Origin of the sequence: Planktothrix sp. (genome assembly GCF_046067725.1) — a bacterium.
GTDB lineage: Bacteria > Cyanobacteriota > Cyanobacteriia > Cyanobacteriales > Microcoleaceae > Planktothrix.
The window spans coordinates 1-17,152 of record NZ_JBJUDF010000292.1; the positions used below are offsets into that span (position 1 = coordinate 1).

The window sequence follows — 17,152 nt, forward strand, 5'->3', positions numbered from 1 at the left end:
TCTGGGAACACTCCAAGTCGGTGAGAGGGTTTGTCCGGTCACCGTGGGAGTTCCTGTAAAGGGTGTGAGACCAACGGTTGTTCCTGAGAGGGGATTTAATGCTGCGTTAGGATTAGTAAGATGATTCGGAGATAGTGTTGAGGGAGTAGCTGATGGGTTTTCAAAGCTCGCGGTGGATTCAGAAGGGGTGTTAGAGGGTAAAGCTAGATTGGGATTTTCAGTTGCTTGGGTTTGCCGATAGTTCTGCATGGCTTGTTGTAACACAGAGGTTGCCGTTTGGGGGTTTGTTGCTTCCGTGGATGGTGAGGTTGGCTGATTTAAACCCAAGTTAGGATTACCCTGGGGGGACGTTTGAGAATAACCCGAAACGGAATTGAGATTGTTAGCAGGGGTAGAAGTATTGTTCTGTACCGAGGGTTTCGTTTCGGGAGATGAGCCTGAAAGTATACTTTCTAAGATCGGGTTTGAATTCGCAGAAGATTCAGATTTTTTAGCGGATTCTCTAGCCTTTTTCAGTAAGTCTTGACCCAAAGATATGCTACTATTTGAAGGTGCTATTGCAGAGGGATTTCGATTTAACTCATCAAATAACAGTTGAGAACTATCAATATCGGCAGCAATAGATTGTTCTTCGGGGGTCAGTTGATTGAACGAGTTCTCCAGATTCGAGATTGATTCTGCATTCAAATTAAACCATTCGGGGTGTTCAGAAAACTGCCAGAAGAAGATTCCCACCACCGCCAGAACGCTAACGGAACCCCAAATGCGAGGTTGTAGGAGAAAGTGAAATACTTCACCAACGGCACGGATGGTTTCAGGAAGTCGTTTATGAATAGACATAACTTATAGACAGCTTGTTGCTGTATTGACAGGAACAGGAACGCGACGGTTGCAAGGCAAGGAAGGCAAAAAAGCGGGGGAAATGGGGACAACAGAAAAGGAGAAAAGAAATTAACGTCTGGCTCATGGCTCGAAGCACAATTGCCTAATTCTCTCAACGCTCAATCTTTAACTTGAGTGCTGGGTGGTCAACCCCAACCGAATCGCGGACAAAACCTTTTATTATTATTGTAGCCTGTTGCTTTCATGCCTAAATTAATCTCTGAGGCTACCTAAATGGAAAAATTCATAGAAATTTTAGCAAACAAAGAGGAACTCACGAAGCGAGCTTTAGATATTATTCTCGCTAAAATTCAAGATGCGCTTCAAAGTCGGGATCAATTTACGATCGCTTTAGCCGGAGGTAGCACCCCCAAACCGTTGTATGAAGCATTAGCAGCACAACCGTTACCTTGGAATCAAATTCATGTGTTTTGGGGTGATGAACGTTATGTACCCGGTGATCATCCCGACAGTAACCAACGCATGGCGCGACAAGCTTGGCTGGATCGAGTGAATTTTCCCCCAACTCATATTCACCCGATGCCAACGGCAGCCAACGACCCTTCATCGGATGCTGAACAATACAATCGAGAATTAGAGCAATTTTTTGATCTCAACCCTGGAGAATTCCCCGCTTTTGATGTGGTTCTATTAGGGATGGGAGATGATGCTCACACGGCATCGTTATTTCCGCAAACCGAAGCCTTAACCGTTGCAGATCGCTTAATTACGGTTGGAAACAAAGACGGTCAACCTCGAATTACCTTTACAGTTCCCTTGATTAACCAGGCTCGTTGTGTGATGTTTTTAGTCACCGGAGCCAATAAACAGCAACCTTTAGCCCAAGTGTTTGCATCACAAGGAGATGGGATGATTTATCCCAGCCGCTTGATTCAACCCGTTGGGGAATTATGGTGGTTATTGGATTCCGAAGCAGGAGCCAATTTAACTTAAAATTTGCCAAAATTAAGCATCACAACTCGTGATCTCATTAAAATTAGTCCATCAGAATCTTATGATTGTTTGCCCCAATTGTAATCATCAAAATCCAGACGGTGCGACCCAATGTGAAGCTTGTTATACGCCGTTGCCTGCCATGACCCAGTGTCCCCATTGTGGAGCGACGATACAAACAGATGCGGCATTCTGTGGTCAATGTGGGTCAAATTTACAACCCGCATCGGCAGAAACCAATCCAGGGGAAAATCAAGGGGTGATTCCTACTTTGGTTTCCCCCCCAAGTGCCTCTGTTGTTGAACCGTTGCCAGAGCCTGCGGTCAGTTCAGCACCGAATTTAGAAAAATCTCCTTCTGTTGTTGTTCCTGTGATTCCGGTTGCAGAACCTCTAGCTCAGGGGGTTCAAAGTTTTCAAGGTGCTGCAACCCAATTACAACAGCAGACTGCAAAGTTGATTCATGTTCAAACCAATACAACCCTAGAATTACCTCACAATGTCTCGGTGATTCATCTGGGAAAACCTAATGATTTAGTTCCCCCGGATGTTGATGTTTCGGGATTTCCCAACTCAGAAATTGTTTCTCGTACCCACGCGGATATTCGCATTGAAGGGGATGCGTACTATATTGAAGATGTGGGCAGTTCCAATGGAACTTATATTAATAATATCTCTCTGGCTAAAGGAAATCGACATCGGTTAAGACCCGGCGATCGCATTGCTTTAGGTAAAGGAGATTTAGTTTCGTTTATTTTTCAATTGTCTTAGCGGAGCAAAACCCAGAACACAGGGGCGAGGGTAAAGAGAAGTTCAGTACAAAACAGCCAATCTACCCGTTGTTGATGAATTCCTAACTGTACAAGAGGTTTTGAGTATCGAGATTTTTGGAGTGGGGGAGTCAGGTTTTCTGAATCTCGAATTTAGAGGAGTCTTGAACTCGCAATCGCCCTATGTCCCCATCCAAAATCTAAAAATTCCACATTAAAATAAGTTTAGGGCGTAACTGTTGATTGTTAGATTTTGCCAATGTGATTAAACTAACATTATTGCATCCTCTCCAATCGATTCCTGTCCGCAGTTGGGTCTTTAAAAAGGACGATGTGATTCGGATTGGACGATCCCTTAAGAACGATGTGGTTCTCTATAGTGCGGTGGTTTCTCGCTATCATGTCGAGATTCGCCGCGACTGTGAAGATTGGATTGTGACCAATCTGGGAACGAATGGAACCTATGTCAATGGCCAAGCGGTTGAGCAAGTTCCTTTAGTCGATGGACAAGTGATTCATTTAGCCATCTCTGGCCCGAAAATTCTGTTAAATATTCAGCCTGATCCAACAGAATTAATTTTAACTGGAGGAATTGACGAATATCACCCATCCCGTCAACAGCAGCATCAACTAGAACCGATGTGTGCTGAGGAAGTTGTATCTTTACCGGGTTCTTCCCCTGAACCTTTCTTTCTTGAGCACAACGAAGAAACAACGGAAGTGGATATTCGTACAGAACTGATGGTTCCTACCCATCATTCTGTTTAATGGGATACCATAATAATCGAGTCAGCGCTGTTCCGGTCATCCCTGCAACGATTGTCCAAACCAAGACTAAACCTAAAACATCTCCGAGAAAAAAACTGGTTCCTTGACGCAGAATTCCCCCAAACATCCAACCGATGGGTAATGCTATCCCCCATGAAAGTCCACTGGCGATGATCCATCGCCATGCTTGGAAGACTTCGGTGCGTAAGACCCACCACTGGCCCAAGCTTAAACAAAGTCCTAACTTCACTCCCTCGATGACGCCATAAACAATTCGAGGGGTCAGGTGTAATGTCCGAGGAACAATCCAACCTAAGAGTCCAATCGGAGTTAACCCGATGATAGTCCAGATTAAAACATGGATAAAAATCCAGCGCCAACTGTGGGAAATATGATGTTTGAGAACCCACCATTGAGCGAAACTGATCATCAAGCCGCCAATTGCACCTTCGAGTCCTCCTAAATCCGGTCTTTCCCCAATTTCTATCCAGATTAAACTGACTAAAAATCCCACGACTGTCACTAATATCCACTGGATAATAAATCCTAAGTCTGTTTGCAACTCCCAACTTGTCAATACTAATTTTTTAAGATTTGAGATCATAAGTGATGAGTGCAAAATAAATGACCGAGTTGAGAAAGGGAACAGGAATTGCGATTTACTGGGAACAGGGAATTAGAAATCTCTCAATCATTAGGTTTAGGGACTTAGGTTACTATCTTAAAGTTTGAAAGCGATCGCTTCTAAAATGATGTAATAATGGATCACTTTGAGCATTTAAAACCCAATTTGCAATCAATTGAGCCGTGACTGGAGCTAATAAAATTCCATTCCGATAATGACCGACTGCTAAGGTTAAATTGTCCCAAGAACTTGGCCCTAATATCGGGAATAAATCGGGCGTTTCGGGTCGAAATCCCCACCAAAATTCTTGAATAGGAAACTCTTTTAAAATCGGATATAATCGAATCGCGTCAGAGAGTAATGTTTCAACTCCTTGGGGTGTTAAACCAGTAGTAAACCCGACGGGTTCTGATGTAGCTCCAATCACAATTAAACCATCTCGACGGGGTACAATATAAATATTTGAACCGAATAAAACCTGCTGTAACGGTAAGGATTTAAAATCATCGGGAACCCGAACCGATAACATTTGACCCTTTCTCGGATAAACGGGAATTGATAATAATTCCCCTGACCAAGCACCTGTTGTTAAAATATAATGATCGGCTCTAAAAATTCCTTGATTGGTTTGAACTTCCGTTACTTTTTGATCAGGGGAAGTTACTATTTTTTCGACGGTAATTCCCTCAATAATTGTAACGCCTAATTCCTGAGCCGCTGTTTGTAAGGTTTTAATTAATCCCCGACGGTTATCAACTTGAGCATCTTGGGGAAACCACCACCCCCCTACGACATCATTCCCTAAACCGGGTTGTTGATGTAAAATGGCATCTCGTTCTAGCCAATAACTCGGCGTTTCAGGGGTTTGGGGTAAGGTGGTACAGTCGGGACGTTCATAAACCGGTGCTAAAATTCCACAGGGCCAATATCCGGTCTCTAACCCGGTCATTTCCTCTAGTTTGCGTGTCCAGTCGTTGTACAGTGCACGACTGCGTAAACACAAGTCTAGCATCGGGCCAGAGGGAATTTGTTCTGCTTGGGGTGCTAACATTCCAGCAGCCACTAAACCTGCGGCTTCCTGTTGATTTCGACTGAGAACCGTGACCGTTGCTCCTCGTAATTTTAACTCAACGGCGAGGGATAATCCAATTAAACCGCCTCCGATGAGAATCATTTCACTCTGTTGTTTCATAATGGGTAAAGATTGATCAAATCAATTTAGTCTTTTTTATATTTTAAAGGTTTAGGGTTTCTTTTGGGGCTGAACAATGACTGAAATTTCACCGTTTATTTGAATAAATTGTTGACGTTGAGGAGCATAAATCCAAGCTTTAATTTTCTTTTCTTCGACAGCTATAGATTATTCCAAAATCAAGAATAAATCAAGAAATTGCTAAGGGAGGAATTAAATATAAAATAATCAAAGGAATTTGAGATAAAATAAAGGATATACGAAGCTATAGTAAAAAAAGTAATATTAAACGAAGTTATCAAAAATGTCAATAATGATTCAACAAATGTTTATAAATACGGTTTCTGCGCTGTGTTATTCTTTAATTAGTTATCGTTTTCCAGCCTCAAGCAATTCTTTATATTTTCCCCATAATTCTGTCGTTCAGTTTGTTTTAGAACAACAGAAGCGAATGCCCGATTATCTACAATTGCCCTTATTTGTGTTAACATTAATTTTTGAATTTTCCGGTCTTCTGAGAGGTTCTCTCTTTCATTGTCAGTCCCCCTCGATGCGAGAACATCAAATTTTAGCTTGGAAAAATTCTCCCTTTCACGTTTGTCGAGATCTGATGCGATTTTATGAAAGTCTAGTTGTATTATATTGGCAATCTGATTCAATCCATTCATCCAATTCATGTCTAATCTCTCAGAAATCAACTTAATTTTTCCAGTAGAATCTAATTTAAAAACAGAAATAGCTGTGATAGGTTCTGGCCCAGGGGGTGCAATTACAGCTTGCTTATTGGCTGAAGCCGGACGAGAGGTTTTATTAATTGAAGAAGGTGCAAATTTACCCTTAGAATCCTGTCAACCTTTCTCCGTTGAAGAAATGGTACAAAAGTATCGAAATGGAGGACTTAATGCCGCTTTTGGTCAACCTAAAATTCAATATGTGGAAGGTCGATGTGTCGGAGGAGGAAGTGAAATTAATAGCGGACTGTATCACCGCACCCCCCCTGATCTTTTAGAACAATGGCGCACAGAATTTGAAGTCGATACATTAACAGAACATGATTTAATTCCCCATTTTGAAGCTTGTGAACAAGCGGTTAATGTTTGTTATTTACCAGGGAAAGCTCCTACTGCATCTTTAAAATTACAGGAAGGTGCAACGGCTTTAGGATGGCAATCTTTAGAAGTTCCTCGCTGGTTTTGTTATCAAGAAACTCAGGAAAATACAGTTCCTAAAGGCACTCGACAATCGATGACAAAAACTTTTATTCCTAGAGCGTTAAAAGCGGGATGTAAACTATTAGCGAATACTCGAATTCAAACCCTAAAACAAACTAATCAACAGTGGATTTTAACGGGAAATTATCAACGCTATCCAATTCAAATTCAAGCGGAAACCGTCTTTGTTTGTTGTGGTGCAATTCAAACCCCAGCGTTATTAAGACGCAGTGGAATTAAAAATAATATTGGAAATTCTTTAAGAATGCACCCAACGGTTAAAATTATTGCTCAATTTAATGAGGAAATCAACGCTTTAGATATGGGAGTTCCTGTCCATCAAGTTAAAGAATTTGCACCGCGATTTAGTTTCGGATGTTCAATTAGTTCTCCTCCCTATTTATCCGTTGCTATGACCGACCATCCCCAATATACAAACATTGTTGAAAAATATTGGCAAAATATGGCAATCTATTATGCAATGATTACCGGAGAAGGGTCGGGTACAGTAAGAAATATTCCCTTTTTTCATGATCCTTTGGTTCGCTATCATCTAACTTCTCAAGACTTGAAAGATTTATCAGAAGCGTTACAAAAATTAGCTTTATTGTTATTTGAAGCTAAGGCGAAAGTTCTCTATCCTAGTATTTCTAATCATTCTCCCTTGACCCATCCTCAAGATTTAACTAAAATAGCAGAACAATTACCTGTAAAACAAACAAATTTAATGACTGTTCATGTTTTCTCCTCCTGTCCGATGGGAGAAAACTTAAAAAAATGTGCGGTTAATTCCTTTGGAAAAGTTCATGGGTTTAATAATTTATATATTGCGGATGCGAGTTTACTTTGTACTGCACCTGGAGTCAATCCTCAAGGTTCAATTATGGCGATCGCTCGTCGAAATGTGCTAAAATTCTTAAATAAAATTTAGAAAAAAATTACTGGTTTCAGTTATAATATCCTTAATTAAGGCTAAAATATAATCATAATCCGAAATCATAAAATTATGGAGTTAAAAACTAACCTTATTTTAGTTACAGGTGCATTAGGATGGTTAGGAATTCGTTTAGTAAAATCATTGGTTCAAGGATTACCTGATTTTGAACCTTTGAGTCAACCTCAAAATCCTTTAAAAATTCGCTGTTTAATTTTACCCAACCAAGACTCAACAAAATTGCAAAAAATATCCGATCAAATCGAAATTTATCAAGGAGACTTAAGAAACCCCCAAGATTGCGATCGCTTTTGTGAAAATACTGAAAATGCTATTTTATTTCATACGGCTGGAATTATTCACCCGCAAAACGTATCAGAATTTTATCAAATCAATGTAGAAGGAACAAAAAATCTATTAAATTCTGCAATTAATAACGGTGTAAAACGAGCAGTTATTGTCTCTTCAAATTCTCCCTGTGGTTGTAATCTCCATCCCGATCACTTATTTGATGAAATCTCTCCCTATCATCCCTATATGAACTATGGACGCTCAAAAATGTTGATGGAATTAGCCGTTAAAACCTATCAACAACAGGGAAAAATAGAAACCGTTATAATTCGTCCTCCTTGGTTTTATGGCCCCCATCAACCTCAACGTCAAACTTTATTTTTTAAAATGATTCGAGATGGGAAAGCTCCCATAGTTGGAAGTGGAAATAACTTAAGATCAATGGCTTATGTAGATAATCTTTGTCAGGGATTATTATTAGCAGCAATGACTGAAAAAGCCAACGGAGAAACCTATTGGATCGCCGATAAACGACCCTACTCAATGAATGAAATTATTGATACCATTGAACAATTATTAGAAACAGAATTTCAACAAAAATGCACCCATAAACGCTTAAAATTACCGAGTTTAGCGAGTGAAATTGCTTTTGTGATTGATGGAACGTTACAAACATTAGGATTCTATCATCAAAAAATTCATGTTCTCTCAGAAATGAATAAAACCATTGCTTGTTCGGTGGCTAAAGCTCAACGGGAATTAGGCTATGATCCCGTTATTACTTTAGAAGAAGGAATGCGAAGAAGCATCAATTGGATTTTCAATCATTACGGAGGTTTAGATTAATCATGGTTAGCCATATTGTTGTTACAGAAGGATTAGTTTTTCGTAAAGATTACGCTAACTCTTATTTTCTATCTAATTATTTTGAAGCGGTTTTACAACAAGTTTTAAAGCAGGTTCCCGTTGATGAAAAAGTTTATATTTCCCCAGGAAATTGCTTTGATTGTCCTGAACCAGAAGAACAATGTGCTGCAAAATACCTCTTACATTATCGACCCGAACTTCAGGTTTTTATTCCTGAAAATGTTAAAGATTGCCCTTATCTGGATACCTTTGATAATGCTAGATTATTAAGAAAGTGGTTAGAACAGCAGGGAAAATGGCCCTTAGAACCTGTGATTTTATATTGTAATCAACCCCATGCTTTACGAAGTCAATTAATGTTTAAACTTTGTGGCTATAACATTCAAGAGGTGATGACTTCCTCTCCTGAATTTGCCAATAGAACAATGCCACTCCGTCTGATTTATTATCATTATTTTCCCGCTAATTTACTTTACGAATATATAGCTTTATTGTATGATTTAATTAGGGTTTATCGATGGAAGATTTATTCCAAATTTTCAGGCTAAAAACCAGATTTAAACTCAGCGTAAATTCACTATCTTTTTTAAGAATTAGTTGTTATCCGTCCTTTACGAAAAGGTAACTTTCGTTTATGATATGAGCAAATCGGTGGTGTTAAGGACAAATAGAAATTTATGAAGCACTTAATAACAGGCGGGTCAGGGTTTTTAGGGAATTTAATTGCTCGTCGATTATATGAACGGGGAGAAGAAGTTAAAATTTTAGATATTTGGGAAGATCCCACCCGTCCGCCAGAAATTGAGTTTATTAACTGTGATATTTGCGATCGCACTGGGGTTGCAAAAGCAATGGAAGGAATTGATATTGTGCATCATAATGTTGCTTTAGTTCCTCTGACAAAATCCGGTCATAAATTCTGGGAAGTTAATGTTGAAGGCAGTAAAATCGCCGCCGAAGCAGCCGTAAAAGCAGGGGTAAAAAGCTTTATTCACATGAGTTCTAGTGCCTTATTTGGCGATGCTAAATGCCCAATTACCAATGATACACCCACAAAAGCCGTTGAAATTTATGGACGAGCAAAATTAGCTGGAGAATTAGCGGTTAGAAACATTTGTGATCAAGCAGGTTTACCTTTAATTGTAATTCGTCCTCGAACCATTTTAGGAGAAGGAAGATTAGGGATTTTTCAGATATTATTTGAATGGATTCAAGAAGGAAAAAATGTTTATGTGATTGGTAGTGGTAACGTTAAATTTCAGTTTGTTCATGCTCATGATTTAATGGATGCCTATCTCCTAGCTCTTGATTTAGGACAACCCGGAATTTATAATGTTGGAACCGATCGCTTTGGCACGTTACGAGAAGGATTAGAACATTTAATTGAATATGCAGGAACAGATTCTGAAGTTAACAGTTTACCCACTGGATTAACGATTGGAACTTTACAATTGTTAGACTGGATGGGGTTAAGTCCTTTAGCTCCTTGGCATTATTTAACTTATCATAAAGAATTTTATTTTGATGTCAATCCTTTACTAAAACTCGGCTGGAAACCAAAATATTCTAATGATGAAATGTTCCGAGAAAGTTATGATTGGTTCCAAAAAAACTATAATCAACTACAAGCGGAAAAAGCAGGTTCCGCCCATCGGCGTCCCGTTAAAGAAAAATTACTTTGGGTGTTAAAACAACTTTCCTAAACCCTCTGTTGGTTGCGTGATTATAATACACCCTGATCAATGATTCATAACCTATTTTAAACTCGATAAATATGATCAACTCAGCGAACTGGATTTCATGGAGCTTTGTTTTAATCGCCTCCATTAACACAGCAATTGGCAATATTTTACTCAAAAAATCACGACTAGAAGCTCCAGATTCGAGTTTATTAACGCTCTTATCATCTCCTTGGTTTCTGGCAGCTATTTTAGTTTATGGTATTAATATTATTGCCTTTGCTAAAGCATTAGAACGCTTACCGATTTCTATTGCTTATCCAATTTTTGCATCCATTGGTTTTACCTTAGTGGTATTAGCAGGAACGTTAATTTTTGGAGAACGCTTTAGTTTAAGTCAGATGTTCGGGTTAAGTTTTATTGTTGCTGGGATTATGATTATGTCTCGTTAAATTTAAAACCATCAAATCTTAGAGGAATTAATATCATGAAACCACTCGATCAAGAACATTATTCAGGGGATTCTACTTCGGTTATAGAAACTCATTCTGATGACAATTATCCTGAATTAATTCTGGTTAAATCTTCCATTTTAAATCCTTGGATTAAACTGCTGCGTCCCCACCAATGGACAAAAAATCTCTTCTGTTTAGCCGGACTTTTATTTGGGGGTAGACTATTAGAACCCCAGAGCATTTTACTATCAGGATTAACGGTAATTTTTTTCTCAATTATGGCATCAGCCATTTATATTTTTAATGATATTCAAGACCGAAAACGCGATCGCTTGCATCCGAAAAAAAAGTATCGACCCATTGCCAGTGGTCAAGTTTCTATTAAAATGGGATTAGCGATCGCTGTTAGTTTAGCAATCCTTTCTATTCTAGGAGGTAATTTATTAGGAATTCCCACATTAATTTGTATTTTACTTTACGCTATTAATAATATTTTTTATTCTTTAAAACTCAAGAATTTACCGTTATTTGATGTTAATTGTATTGCCTTTGGATTTGTGTTAAGGTTATTAGCAGGAATTTATGCGTTAGGAGATATGCCGACGGCTTGGATTGTTTTATGTACCTTTTTCCTAACGTTATTTTTAGGCTTTTCTAAAAGACGTTCTGAACTGTTAGCACTCTTACATCGTGACAGCCATCAAAACAGCTTAAATTCAGAACCCTCTTATTTAAACTTATTTTATCAACGGGGAAGAAAAAACAAACAACGTCCCGTTTTATCTGAATATACTTTACCTTATTTAGATTCTCTGCTCAATAGCACAGCCACCATGACTATTATGTGCTATGCTTTATTTACAATTACATCGGGTAAAAATCCCTCATTAGTAATAACAGTTCCGATTGTTTATTATGCGGTTATGCACTATAAATGGTTAGTGACCGTTTTAGCAGAGGGAGAAGAACCCAGCCGCATTTTGATTCAAGATAATACAATAAAATTAAGTTTATTCCTTTGGCTAACCTCCTATTTAGCAATCCTTTACTTTAATATTCATTTATTCCATTAATTTTAGAGAAATGTGTCCTAACGATAGTCAACAATAACCGTAGGGGTTGGGAAACCCGACCCCTACAATTAATTTAACGCCGACGTTTTTCTTGTTCTCGACGTCTGCGATCTCGCCATTCAGCAACAGTTAAATAAATCACACCCCCGGTAAAAATAATCATCAGAGAAAAAGCCACAATTACCAGAATATCAACAATTGACAACTCTTGTAAAATATCCATAGATCGATTCAAAAAGCAATTTTATCTTTATTTTAATTCAAAATGTCGGATAGATAACATCAATTCATTGATTGTTACCTATCCAACGACTCAGAAACGGTTTTTCACCCGTTTAAATGGCAGGTAATTCATCTAAAATGGTAAACCGAACGTGATTAATTGCTAAAGTTCCTACAGAAACTTTTTCTCGGTCAACATCAACTCCTTGATTCGTTAATCGTTGAAAGCGAATTCCTTTCCCAATTTCAATATGATACCAAGCTAATCCCATAAAAAAGCGTAACGGATAGGGGCCCCCTTCTTGAATATCATCCGGGTTAGATTCCATCGGAACCCAACCGAAACCCGGAATATAAAATTCCAACCAAACATGATTATATTCAGGTTCTAAAGGAACGCCTCGACGGTCAGCAAATTGCGGACATTTATAGCGTCCAATGGTTCGACAAGCAATTCCATTTAATCGTGCTAATGCTAATAAAACCCCCACATATTCGCCACAGGAACCAATTCCTCGCTTCAAAACAACATCAGGATTTTCAATCTTAGAAGTCAGACTATAAGATAACTGATCATAAACATAATTTCGGATACTTAAAAGTTGTCGGAGAAAATTGGTTTCATTGCGAATAGCAGCTTGTGCCGCATCTTTCACAATTGACGTATTCATCGCTAAATTCCCATCATCTACTAAATATTTTTCGGGGAAATCCGGTGACAACGCCGGAATATTTTCCACCTGACGAGGACTAATTTGATATTTAATACTGCGAACTTCCAGTAACGCTTTCCAACCAAAAATTAAACGTTCTCTGGAGGTTAAAGGATTAAACCTAAAAACCGCGACTTTTTCCCCATCTTCGACTTCTTCTCGAAACGGTAATCCAATCGGAGAAATCTCTAAAACTTTCTGTCGTTTGGTATTAGAAGGTAATGCAATTCGCCATTCTAAATCGTCAATGTAAACCGCATCTAAAGGTTCTAATTCTTCCACATAAGACATTTCAATTAAATAACCATTAGAGGTGGCATAATGCTCAGATTCATGATAGTGGAAATAGAGAGGATGGATAAAAGTGCGATCGCGTTTTGCTAACTCAAACTGTTCATAGGAATTGGGATTATCTCGAATATAAAGTTCATCCCCTGCATAGGCAACATAAAGCACTTCCTCCCCCGTTTCAATATCAGTATAAAACGTTAATCCACTCGGAGATTCAAAGGGCGTTAGTACACTAAATCGAGTTTCCCCCGTTCCCCGTTCTAAACAATAAACCGTTTGTTCTTCTCGATCACAAACCCATAATTCTTCTTGTTTAATCGTGAGGTTTTCAACTCCAATTCCAGGGGAATGAAAGCGAGTAATTTCCTGTCGAGTTGTTTGACTATAAACTAAAATGGAGCCGATGCGATCGCAAGCTAAATAAAGCGTTGATTCCCAAACCGCAATACCCGTAACAACATCAGGCAATTCAACAAACAATTGAGGTTCAAGATTAACAATAGAATTCCCTTGAATAGCCTGGGGACAAATGTACACTTCACTCCCACGAGTAAACCAAAGGGTATCATCCCAAATTGCTAAACCCGTAACATCTCTAAATGATAAAGTCAAATCAGGATTAACGACCGTTGCATTATCCGTTTTCGGGTCAATTTTTAGTAAAAATCCCCTTAAGGTATCAACAGCCAGCAGAGAATCCCCGACCCCAACTAAACCATATAAAGCAGAAACTCCCATCGGTCGAATTGTCCGAGGTTTAAAATGAGTATTTTTTCCCAGATTTGGTGAATTAAGATTCATAGAAATTATCATGATGATGAAACGAAAATATTCAATCCGTGAATGATGCCAAACTTCAGATTTAAGATCAAGGACAAAGCCAAAATTCCCCTAAAGTCTGATTGTGACTCAAACATTTAAGATTAAGCACAGATTTTGACAAATTTCGCAGGAACATTGGATACAATAGTTTTGTCAAGAAATGCTACTCTGCTGATCGGTGAGCTTGATTGATTATGGCTAGGCCAATGTTTTTCGTCCACCGTGCAATAGTTTCCTTAACGTTATTGTTGCCCATCATTGTGAGTAATTACTCGATTGTACCCATCGCTCATTCAGCCTCTTCACCTCCCGATAAGCGAGATGAACAAAAGACGGTGACTCCTGACTCTGAACAAAAAGCTCAACAACCGGGACAACCCTCCCCATCAACTCATTCACCCTTTACGGACTGGAATGGGTTTACCCCCCCTCAACGGGGTGTACCCGGACGTCGCGAAGGCGGAGGAACTCGCGGGTCAGATTGTCCCAGTCCAATAACGGCGTTAATTCCAGAGTCTAACTTTGGACGCACAGCCTCAAAGCAACCCGCTTTTTTTCTTTATATTCCAGGGACATTGAATCAAACGGTCACTGAATTTGAAATTACAGATGAAAATGATAAATCCCTCTATAAAACGACCTTTCCCCTCAGTATTAATCGCCCAGGCATTGTCGGAATTCAATGGTCTCCTAAGTCTGATTTTATCAGTTTAGAAGACAATAAAAATTATATTTGGTATTTAACCATTAAATGCGATCTCAATGATCCTTCAAAAGATCAACTCGTCATTGGCTGGATTAATCCTGTGGCTTTAAGTGCAGATCAAAAAAGTCAATTGCAACGAGTTCAAGATCCATTAGAACGTTTGAAACTCTATGCCCAAGCGGGGCTTTGGTATGAAACAATCGCCACTTTAGCCACCTTAAGATTAGAAAAATCTCAAGCATCTTCGATTCAAAATCAGTGGAACGCACTGTTAAAATCTATTGGATTTGATCCGACTCAAAAACAAACGGAACGTGAAAAAAATAAAGCTCAAGCGATTCTTGATGCTCCGATTCTGAAACTTCAAACCAATCCCTAATTAGAAATCAGTTATTAGTCGTCTTCCCGTTGACACTTAATCTTAAATAAGTTATCAGTAAACAGTAAGCAGTCCTACACTATAGCCGTCGTCCTTGACTGTTAATATATAAAAACTGATAACTGATAACTGAGTCAGGGCGGAAAGACCCCGCCCCTACAACTGATAAAAGTAAGGAATTTATGGGTAGGAGTAGAAATTTAATCCGTTTTTGTCAGTTGAGAGTGATGATCACCAGTAGCCTATTACTGGTTTTCTCTTTCTTATCTCGTCCTGTTTTTTCGGAAGAAGCTCCAACCTTAATCTTATTTAATAAAGAAAGTTTTGACTTTTTAAAATTAGCTCAAAATCAACCCGTTAATATTCCGCCCCAAGTTCCTCAACCCGATCCCAATCGCGATCGGTTTATCCCTCGACCGCCAATCCCCCCTAAACCCGAACCTCCCGAAACTCCAGAGTTACAGCCCACTCCTACTCCGAGTCCCACCCCAAGTCCCACAACGGATGAAACTCCCATTCCGGTTCAAACTATTAACGTTACAGGAAGTACCATTCTAACTTCAGAGGAAATTCAAACCTTAATTACTCCTCTGGAAAATCGTTCTGTCACCTTAACCGAATTACGGGAATTAGCAGATAAAATTACAGCCCTATATTTAGAACGAGGTTACATTACCTCTAGGGCCATTGTCCCTGAACAAACCATCATCAACGGTATTGTTAATATTCAGGTTATAGAAGGAACCTTAGAAAATATCGAAGTTGAAGGAATAAAACGCCTTCATCCCTCCTATATTACCAGTCGCATTCGTTTAGGAGCCACTAAACCCCTCAGTACCGCCACCTTAGAAGATCAATTGCGACTCTTACGCATTAACCCTTTATTTGAAAGTATAGAAGCCAGTTTAAGGGCTGGAACCCAAGAAGGTCAAAGTATTTTAATTGTCCGGGTGGTAGAAGCACCGCCCTTTGGGGTGAGTTTAAATATCGATAACTATTCCCCCCCCAGCATCGGTTCAGAACGCATGGGAATGAGTGTCCGCCATCTCAACCTCACGGGTCGGGGAGACTTTCTCGGACTGTCCTACAATACCACTCGCTTAATTGCGGATGGGGAGTCGGATATTATCGATGCGTTGTATAGTATTCCGATTAACCCCATGAACGGAACGATACAACTGCGAGTCCAACCTTACCAAAATCGCATTACTCAAGATCCCTTTGATGCGTTGAATATTGAAGGGAAATCTCAACGCTATGAAATCAGTTACCGTCAACCTATTGTTCGTAACCCCATCGCTGAACTGGCTTTATCCGTTGGCTTTGCCTATCAAGACAGTCAAACTCTTGTAGATGAGAAGGGAGAACCCTTTGCCGAAGGGCCAGATAGTAACGGCTATACGCGCACCAGCGTCTTGAAATTTGGACAGGATTATCTGATTCGGGATGCAGAAGGAGCTTGGGCCTTGCGATCGCAATTTAACCTGGGTTTAGATATTCTCGGCGCTACGGACATCAGTACACCCAATGCTTCTTTTTTCAGTTGGTTGGGTCAAGTTCAACGGGTACAACGTTTAGGGGAAGATAATCTATTAATCGCCCAAGGAGATATTCAATTATCGGCTGATCCCCTATTTCCAGCCCAACAATTTGTCATTGGAGGAGCATTATCCCTGAGAGGATATCGTCAAAATGTCCGCGCGGGTGATAATGGGTTTCGGATTTCCCTGGAAGATCGTATTACCCTCGATCGCAATCAAGACTCTGAACCTGTGTTTCAACTGGCTCCCTTTATTGATTTTGGCACGGTTTGGAACAATAAAGGCAACCCTAATCGTATTATTGGCAAAACCTTTTTAGCAGGTGCAGGATTAGGGGTGATTTGGGAACCCGTTTCCGGGTTAAATTTCCGTGTTGATTATGGTCTTCCTCTGATTGGGATTGATGATCGAGCCAATAATCTTCAAGATGATGGGATTTATTTTAGTGTGACTTATACCCCTTAATTCGTAAAATCTTCATGGCTATAGGCATTATCAGTCTTAATTTCAATCTTAATTGATTGGCGATCGCTCATCCCTATCAATCAAAAAGCTATTAATACAAGTATCATTCACTGTCGCAATCAAAATCTAAGTGATCCATACTATACCCTAAAAACCGGGTTTCTCCTAAAAACCGGGTTTCTCCAAGAAACCGGGTTTTTAATCTTCTGCTGAGAATTTTGTAAAAATTAACATTTAACAGGGTGAGTTTTGAAACAGGGATTTTCGATGGTTTTTGCTGAAAATCATCAGTAAAAATACTTAGCTTTTTTTAG

At 39.3% G+C, this 17,152-nt stretch carries 17 protein-coding genes; 12 read left to right on the forward strand and 5 right to left on the reverse strand.

Annotation, left to right across the window (positions count from 1 at the left end; all coding sequences use genetic code 11):
* Window positions 1-840: hypothetical protein (locus ACKPEB_RS18030; protein WP_408966347.1), on the reverse strand; the 840-nt coding region annotated here is incomplete at its 3' end.
* A gap of 276 nt (window positions 841-1,116) precedes the next feature.
* On the opposite strand from ACKPEB_RS18030, the gene pgl reads away from it, so the two are divergent.
* The 3 genes from pgl to ACKPEB_RS18045 all read left to right on the forward strand — a co-directional run bounded on the left by pgl (window position 1,117) and on the right by ACKPEB_RS18045 (window position 3,372).
* Window positions 1,117-1,836, forward strand: a complete 720-nt coding sequence (gene pgl / locus ACKPEB_RS18035) for a 6-phosphogluconolactonase (protein ID WP_408966348.1) — start codon at window positions 1,117-1,119, stop codon at window positions 1,834-1,836.
* A gap of 61 nt (window positions 1,837-1,897) precedes the next feature.
* The gene (locus ACKPEB_RS18040) at window positions 1,898-2,605 is read left to right on the forward strand and encodes an FHA domain-containing protein (protein ID WP_408966349.1); all 708 of its coding nucleotides are present in this window, start codon (window positions 1,898-1,900) and stop codon (window positions 2,603-2,605) included.
* Window positions 2,606-2,865: 260 nt separating this feature from the next.
* Window positions 2,866-3,372 (forward strand): FHA domain-containing protein, encoded by a 507-nt coding sequence (locus ACKPEB_RS18045; RefSeq protein WP_408966350.1) that lies wholly within the window; start codon window positions 2,866-2,868, stop codon window positions 3,370-3,372.
* On the opposite strand, the gene ACKPEB_RS18050 is transcribed toward ACKPEB_RS18045, so the two are convergent.
* Window positions 3,353-3,976 (reverse strand): hypothetical protein, encoded by a 624-nt coding sequence (locus ACKPEB_RS18050; RefSeq protein ID WP_408966351.1) that lies wholly within the window; start codon window positions 3,974-3,976, stop codon window positions 3,353-3,355. The two genes, ACKPEB_RS18045 and ACKPEB_RS18050, sit on opposite strands and share 20 nt — an antisense overlap.
* A gap of 112 nt (window positions 3,977-4,088) precedes the next feature.
* A complete protein-coding gene (gene thiO / locus ACKPEB_RS18055) occupies window positions 4,089-5,189 on the reverse strand; it encodes a glycine oxidase ThiO (protein WP_408966352.1) in 1,101 nt (366 codons plus the stop codon).
* 304 nt (window positions 5,190-5,493) lie between these two features.
* On the opposite strand from thiO, the gene ACKPEB_RS18060 reads away from it, so the two are divergent.
* The 7 genes from ACKPEB_RS18060 (at window position 5,494) to ACKPEB_RS18090 (ending at window position 11,699) form a co-directional block, all read left to right on the forward strand.
* On the forward strand, window positions 5,494-5,892 hold the full coding sequence (locus ACKPEB_RS18060) for a hypothetical protein (protein ID WP_408966353.1): 399 nt from the start codon (window positions 5,494-5,496) through the stop codon (window positions 5,890-5,892).
* Window positions 5,865-7,331, forward strand: a complete 1,467-nt coding sequence (locus tag ACKPEB_RS18065) for a GMC family oxidoreductase N-terminal domain-containing protein (protein WP_408966354.1) — start codon at window positions 5,865-5,867, stop codon at window positions 7,329-7,331. The genes ACKPEB_RS18060 and ACKPEB_RS18065 overlap by 28 nt, the downstream gene beginning before the upstream one ends.
* A 75-nt stretch (window positions 7,332-7,406) precedes the next feature.
* Window positions 7,407-8,471, forward strand: coding sequence for an NAD-dependent epimerase/dehydratase family protein (locus tag ACKPEB_RS18070; RefSeq protein WP_408966355.1), 1,065 nt, complete (start codon window positions 7,407-7,409; stop codon window positions 8,469-8,471).
* A 2-nt stretch (window positions 8,472-8,473) separates the two neighbouring features.
* Window positions 8,474-9,040, forward strand: a complete 567-nt coding sequence (locus ACKPEB_RS18075; RefSeq protein ID WP_408966356.1) for a YdcF family protein — start codon at window positions 8,474-8,476, stop codon at window positions 9,038-9,040.
* Between the two features lie 129 nt (window positions 9,041-9,169).
* On the forward strand, window positions 9,170-10,195 hold the full coding sequence (locus ACKPEB_RS18080) for an NAD-dependent epimerase/dehydratase family protein (protein WP_408966357.1): 1,026 nt from the start codon (window positions 9,170-9,172) through the stop codon (window positions 10,193-10,195).
* 71 nt (window positions 10,196-10,266) lie between these two features.
* Window positions 10,267-10,623 (forward strand): DMT family transporter, encoded by a 357-nt coding sequence (locus ACKPEB_RS18085; protein WP_408966358.1) that lies wholly within the window; start codon window positions 10,267-10,269, stop codon window positions 10,621-10,623.
* A 35-nt stretch (window positions 10,624-10,658) separates the two neighbouring features.
* Complete coding sequence (locus ACKPEB_RS18090; protein WP_408966359.1) at window positions 10,659-11,699, forward strand: UbiA prenyltransferase family protein; 1,041 nt, start codon at window positions 10,659-10,661, stop codon at window positions 11,697-11,699.
* A 73-nt stretch (window positions 11,700-11,772) separates the two neighbouring features.
* Here the strand turns inward: ACKPEB_RS18090 and ACKPEB_RS18095 are convergent, their stop codons facing one another.
* Together ACKPEB_RS18095 and ACKPEB_RS18100 are read right to left on the reverse strand one after the other, a co-directional pair.
* The gene (locus ACKPEB_RS18095) at window positions 11,773-11,922 is read right to left on the reverse strand and encodes a hypothetical protein (RefSeq protein ID WP_408966360.1); all 150 of its coding nucleotides are present in this window, start codon (window positions 11,920-11,922) and stop codon (window positions 11,773-11,775) included.
* Window positions 11,923-12,034: 112 nt separating this feature from the next.
* Window positions 12,035-13,726 (reverse strand): transglutaminase domain-containing protein, encoded by a 1,692-nt coding sequence (locus ACKPEB_RS18100; RefSeq protein WP_408966372.1) that lies wholly within the window; start codon window positions 13,724-13,726, stop codon window positions 12,035-12,037.
* A 281-nt stretch (window positions 13,727-14,007) separates the two neighbouring features.
* On the opposite strand from ACKPEB_RS18100, the gene ACKPEB_RS18105 reads away from it, so the two are divergent.
* Complete coding sequence (locus ACKPEB_RS18105; RefSeq protein WP_408966361.1) at window positions 14,008-14,832, forward strand: DUF928 domain-containing protein; 825 nt, start codon at window positions 14,008-14,010, stop codon at window positions 14,830-14,832.
* Window positions 14,833-15,059: 227 nt separating this feature from the next.
* Window positions 15,060-16,838, forward strand: a complete 1,779-nt coding sequence (locus ACKPEB_RS18110; protein ID WP_408966362.1) for a ShlB/FhaC/HecB family hemolysin secretion/activation protein — start codon at window positions 15,060-15,062, stop codon at window positions 16,836-16,838.
* The last annotated feature ends 314 nt before the right edge of the window (window positions 16,839-17,152 follow it).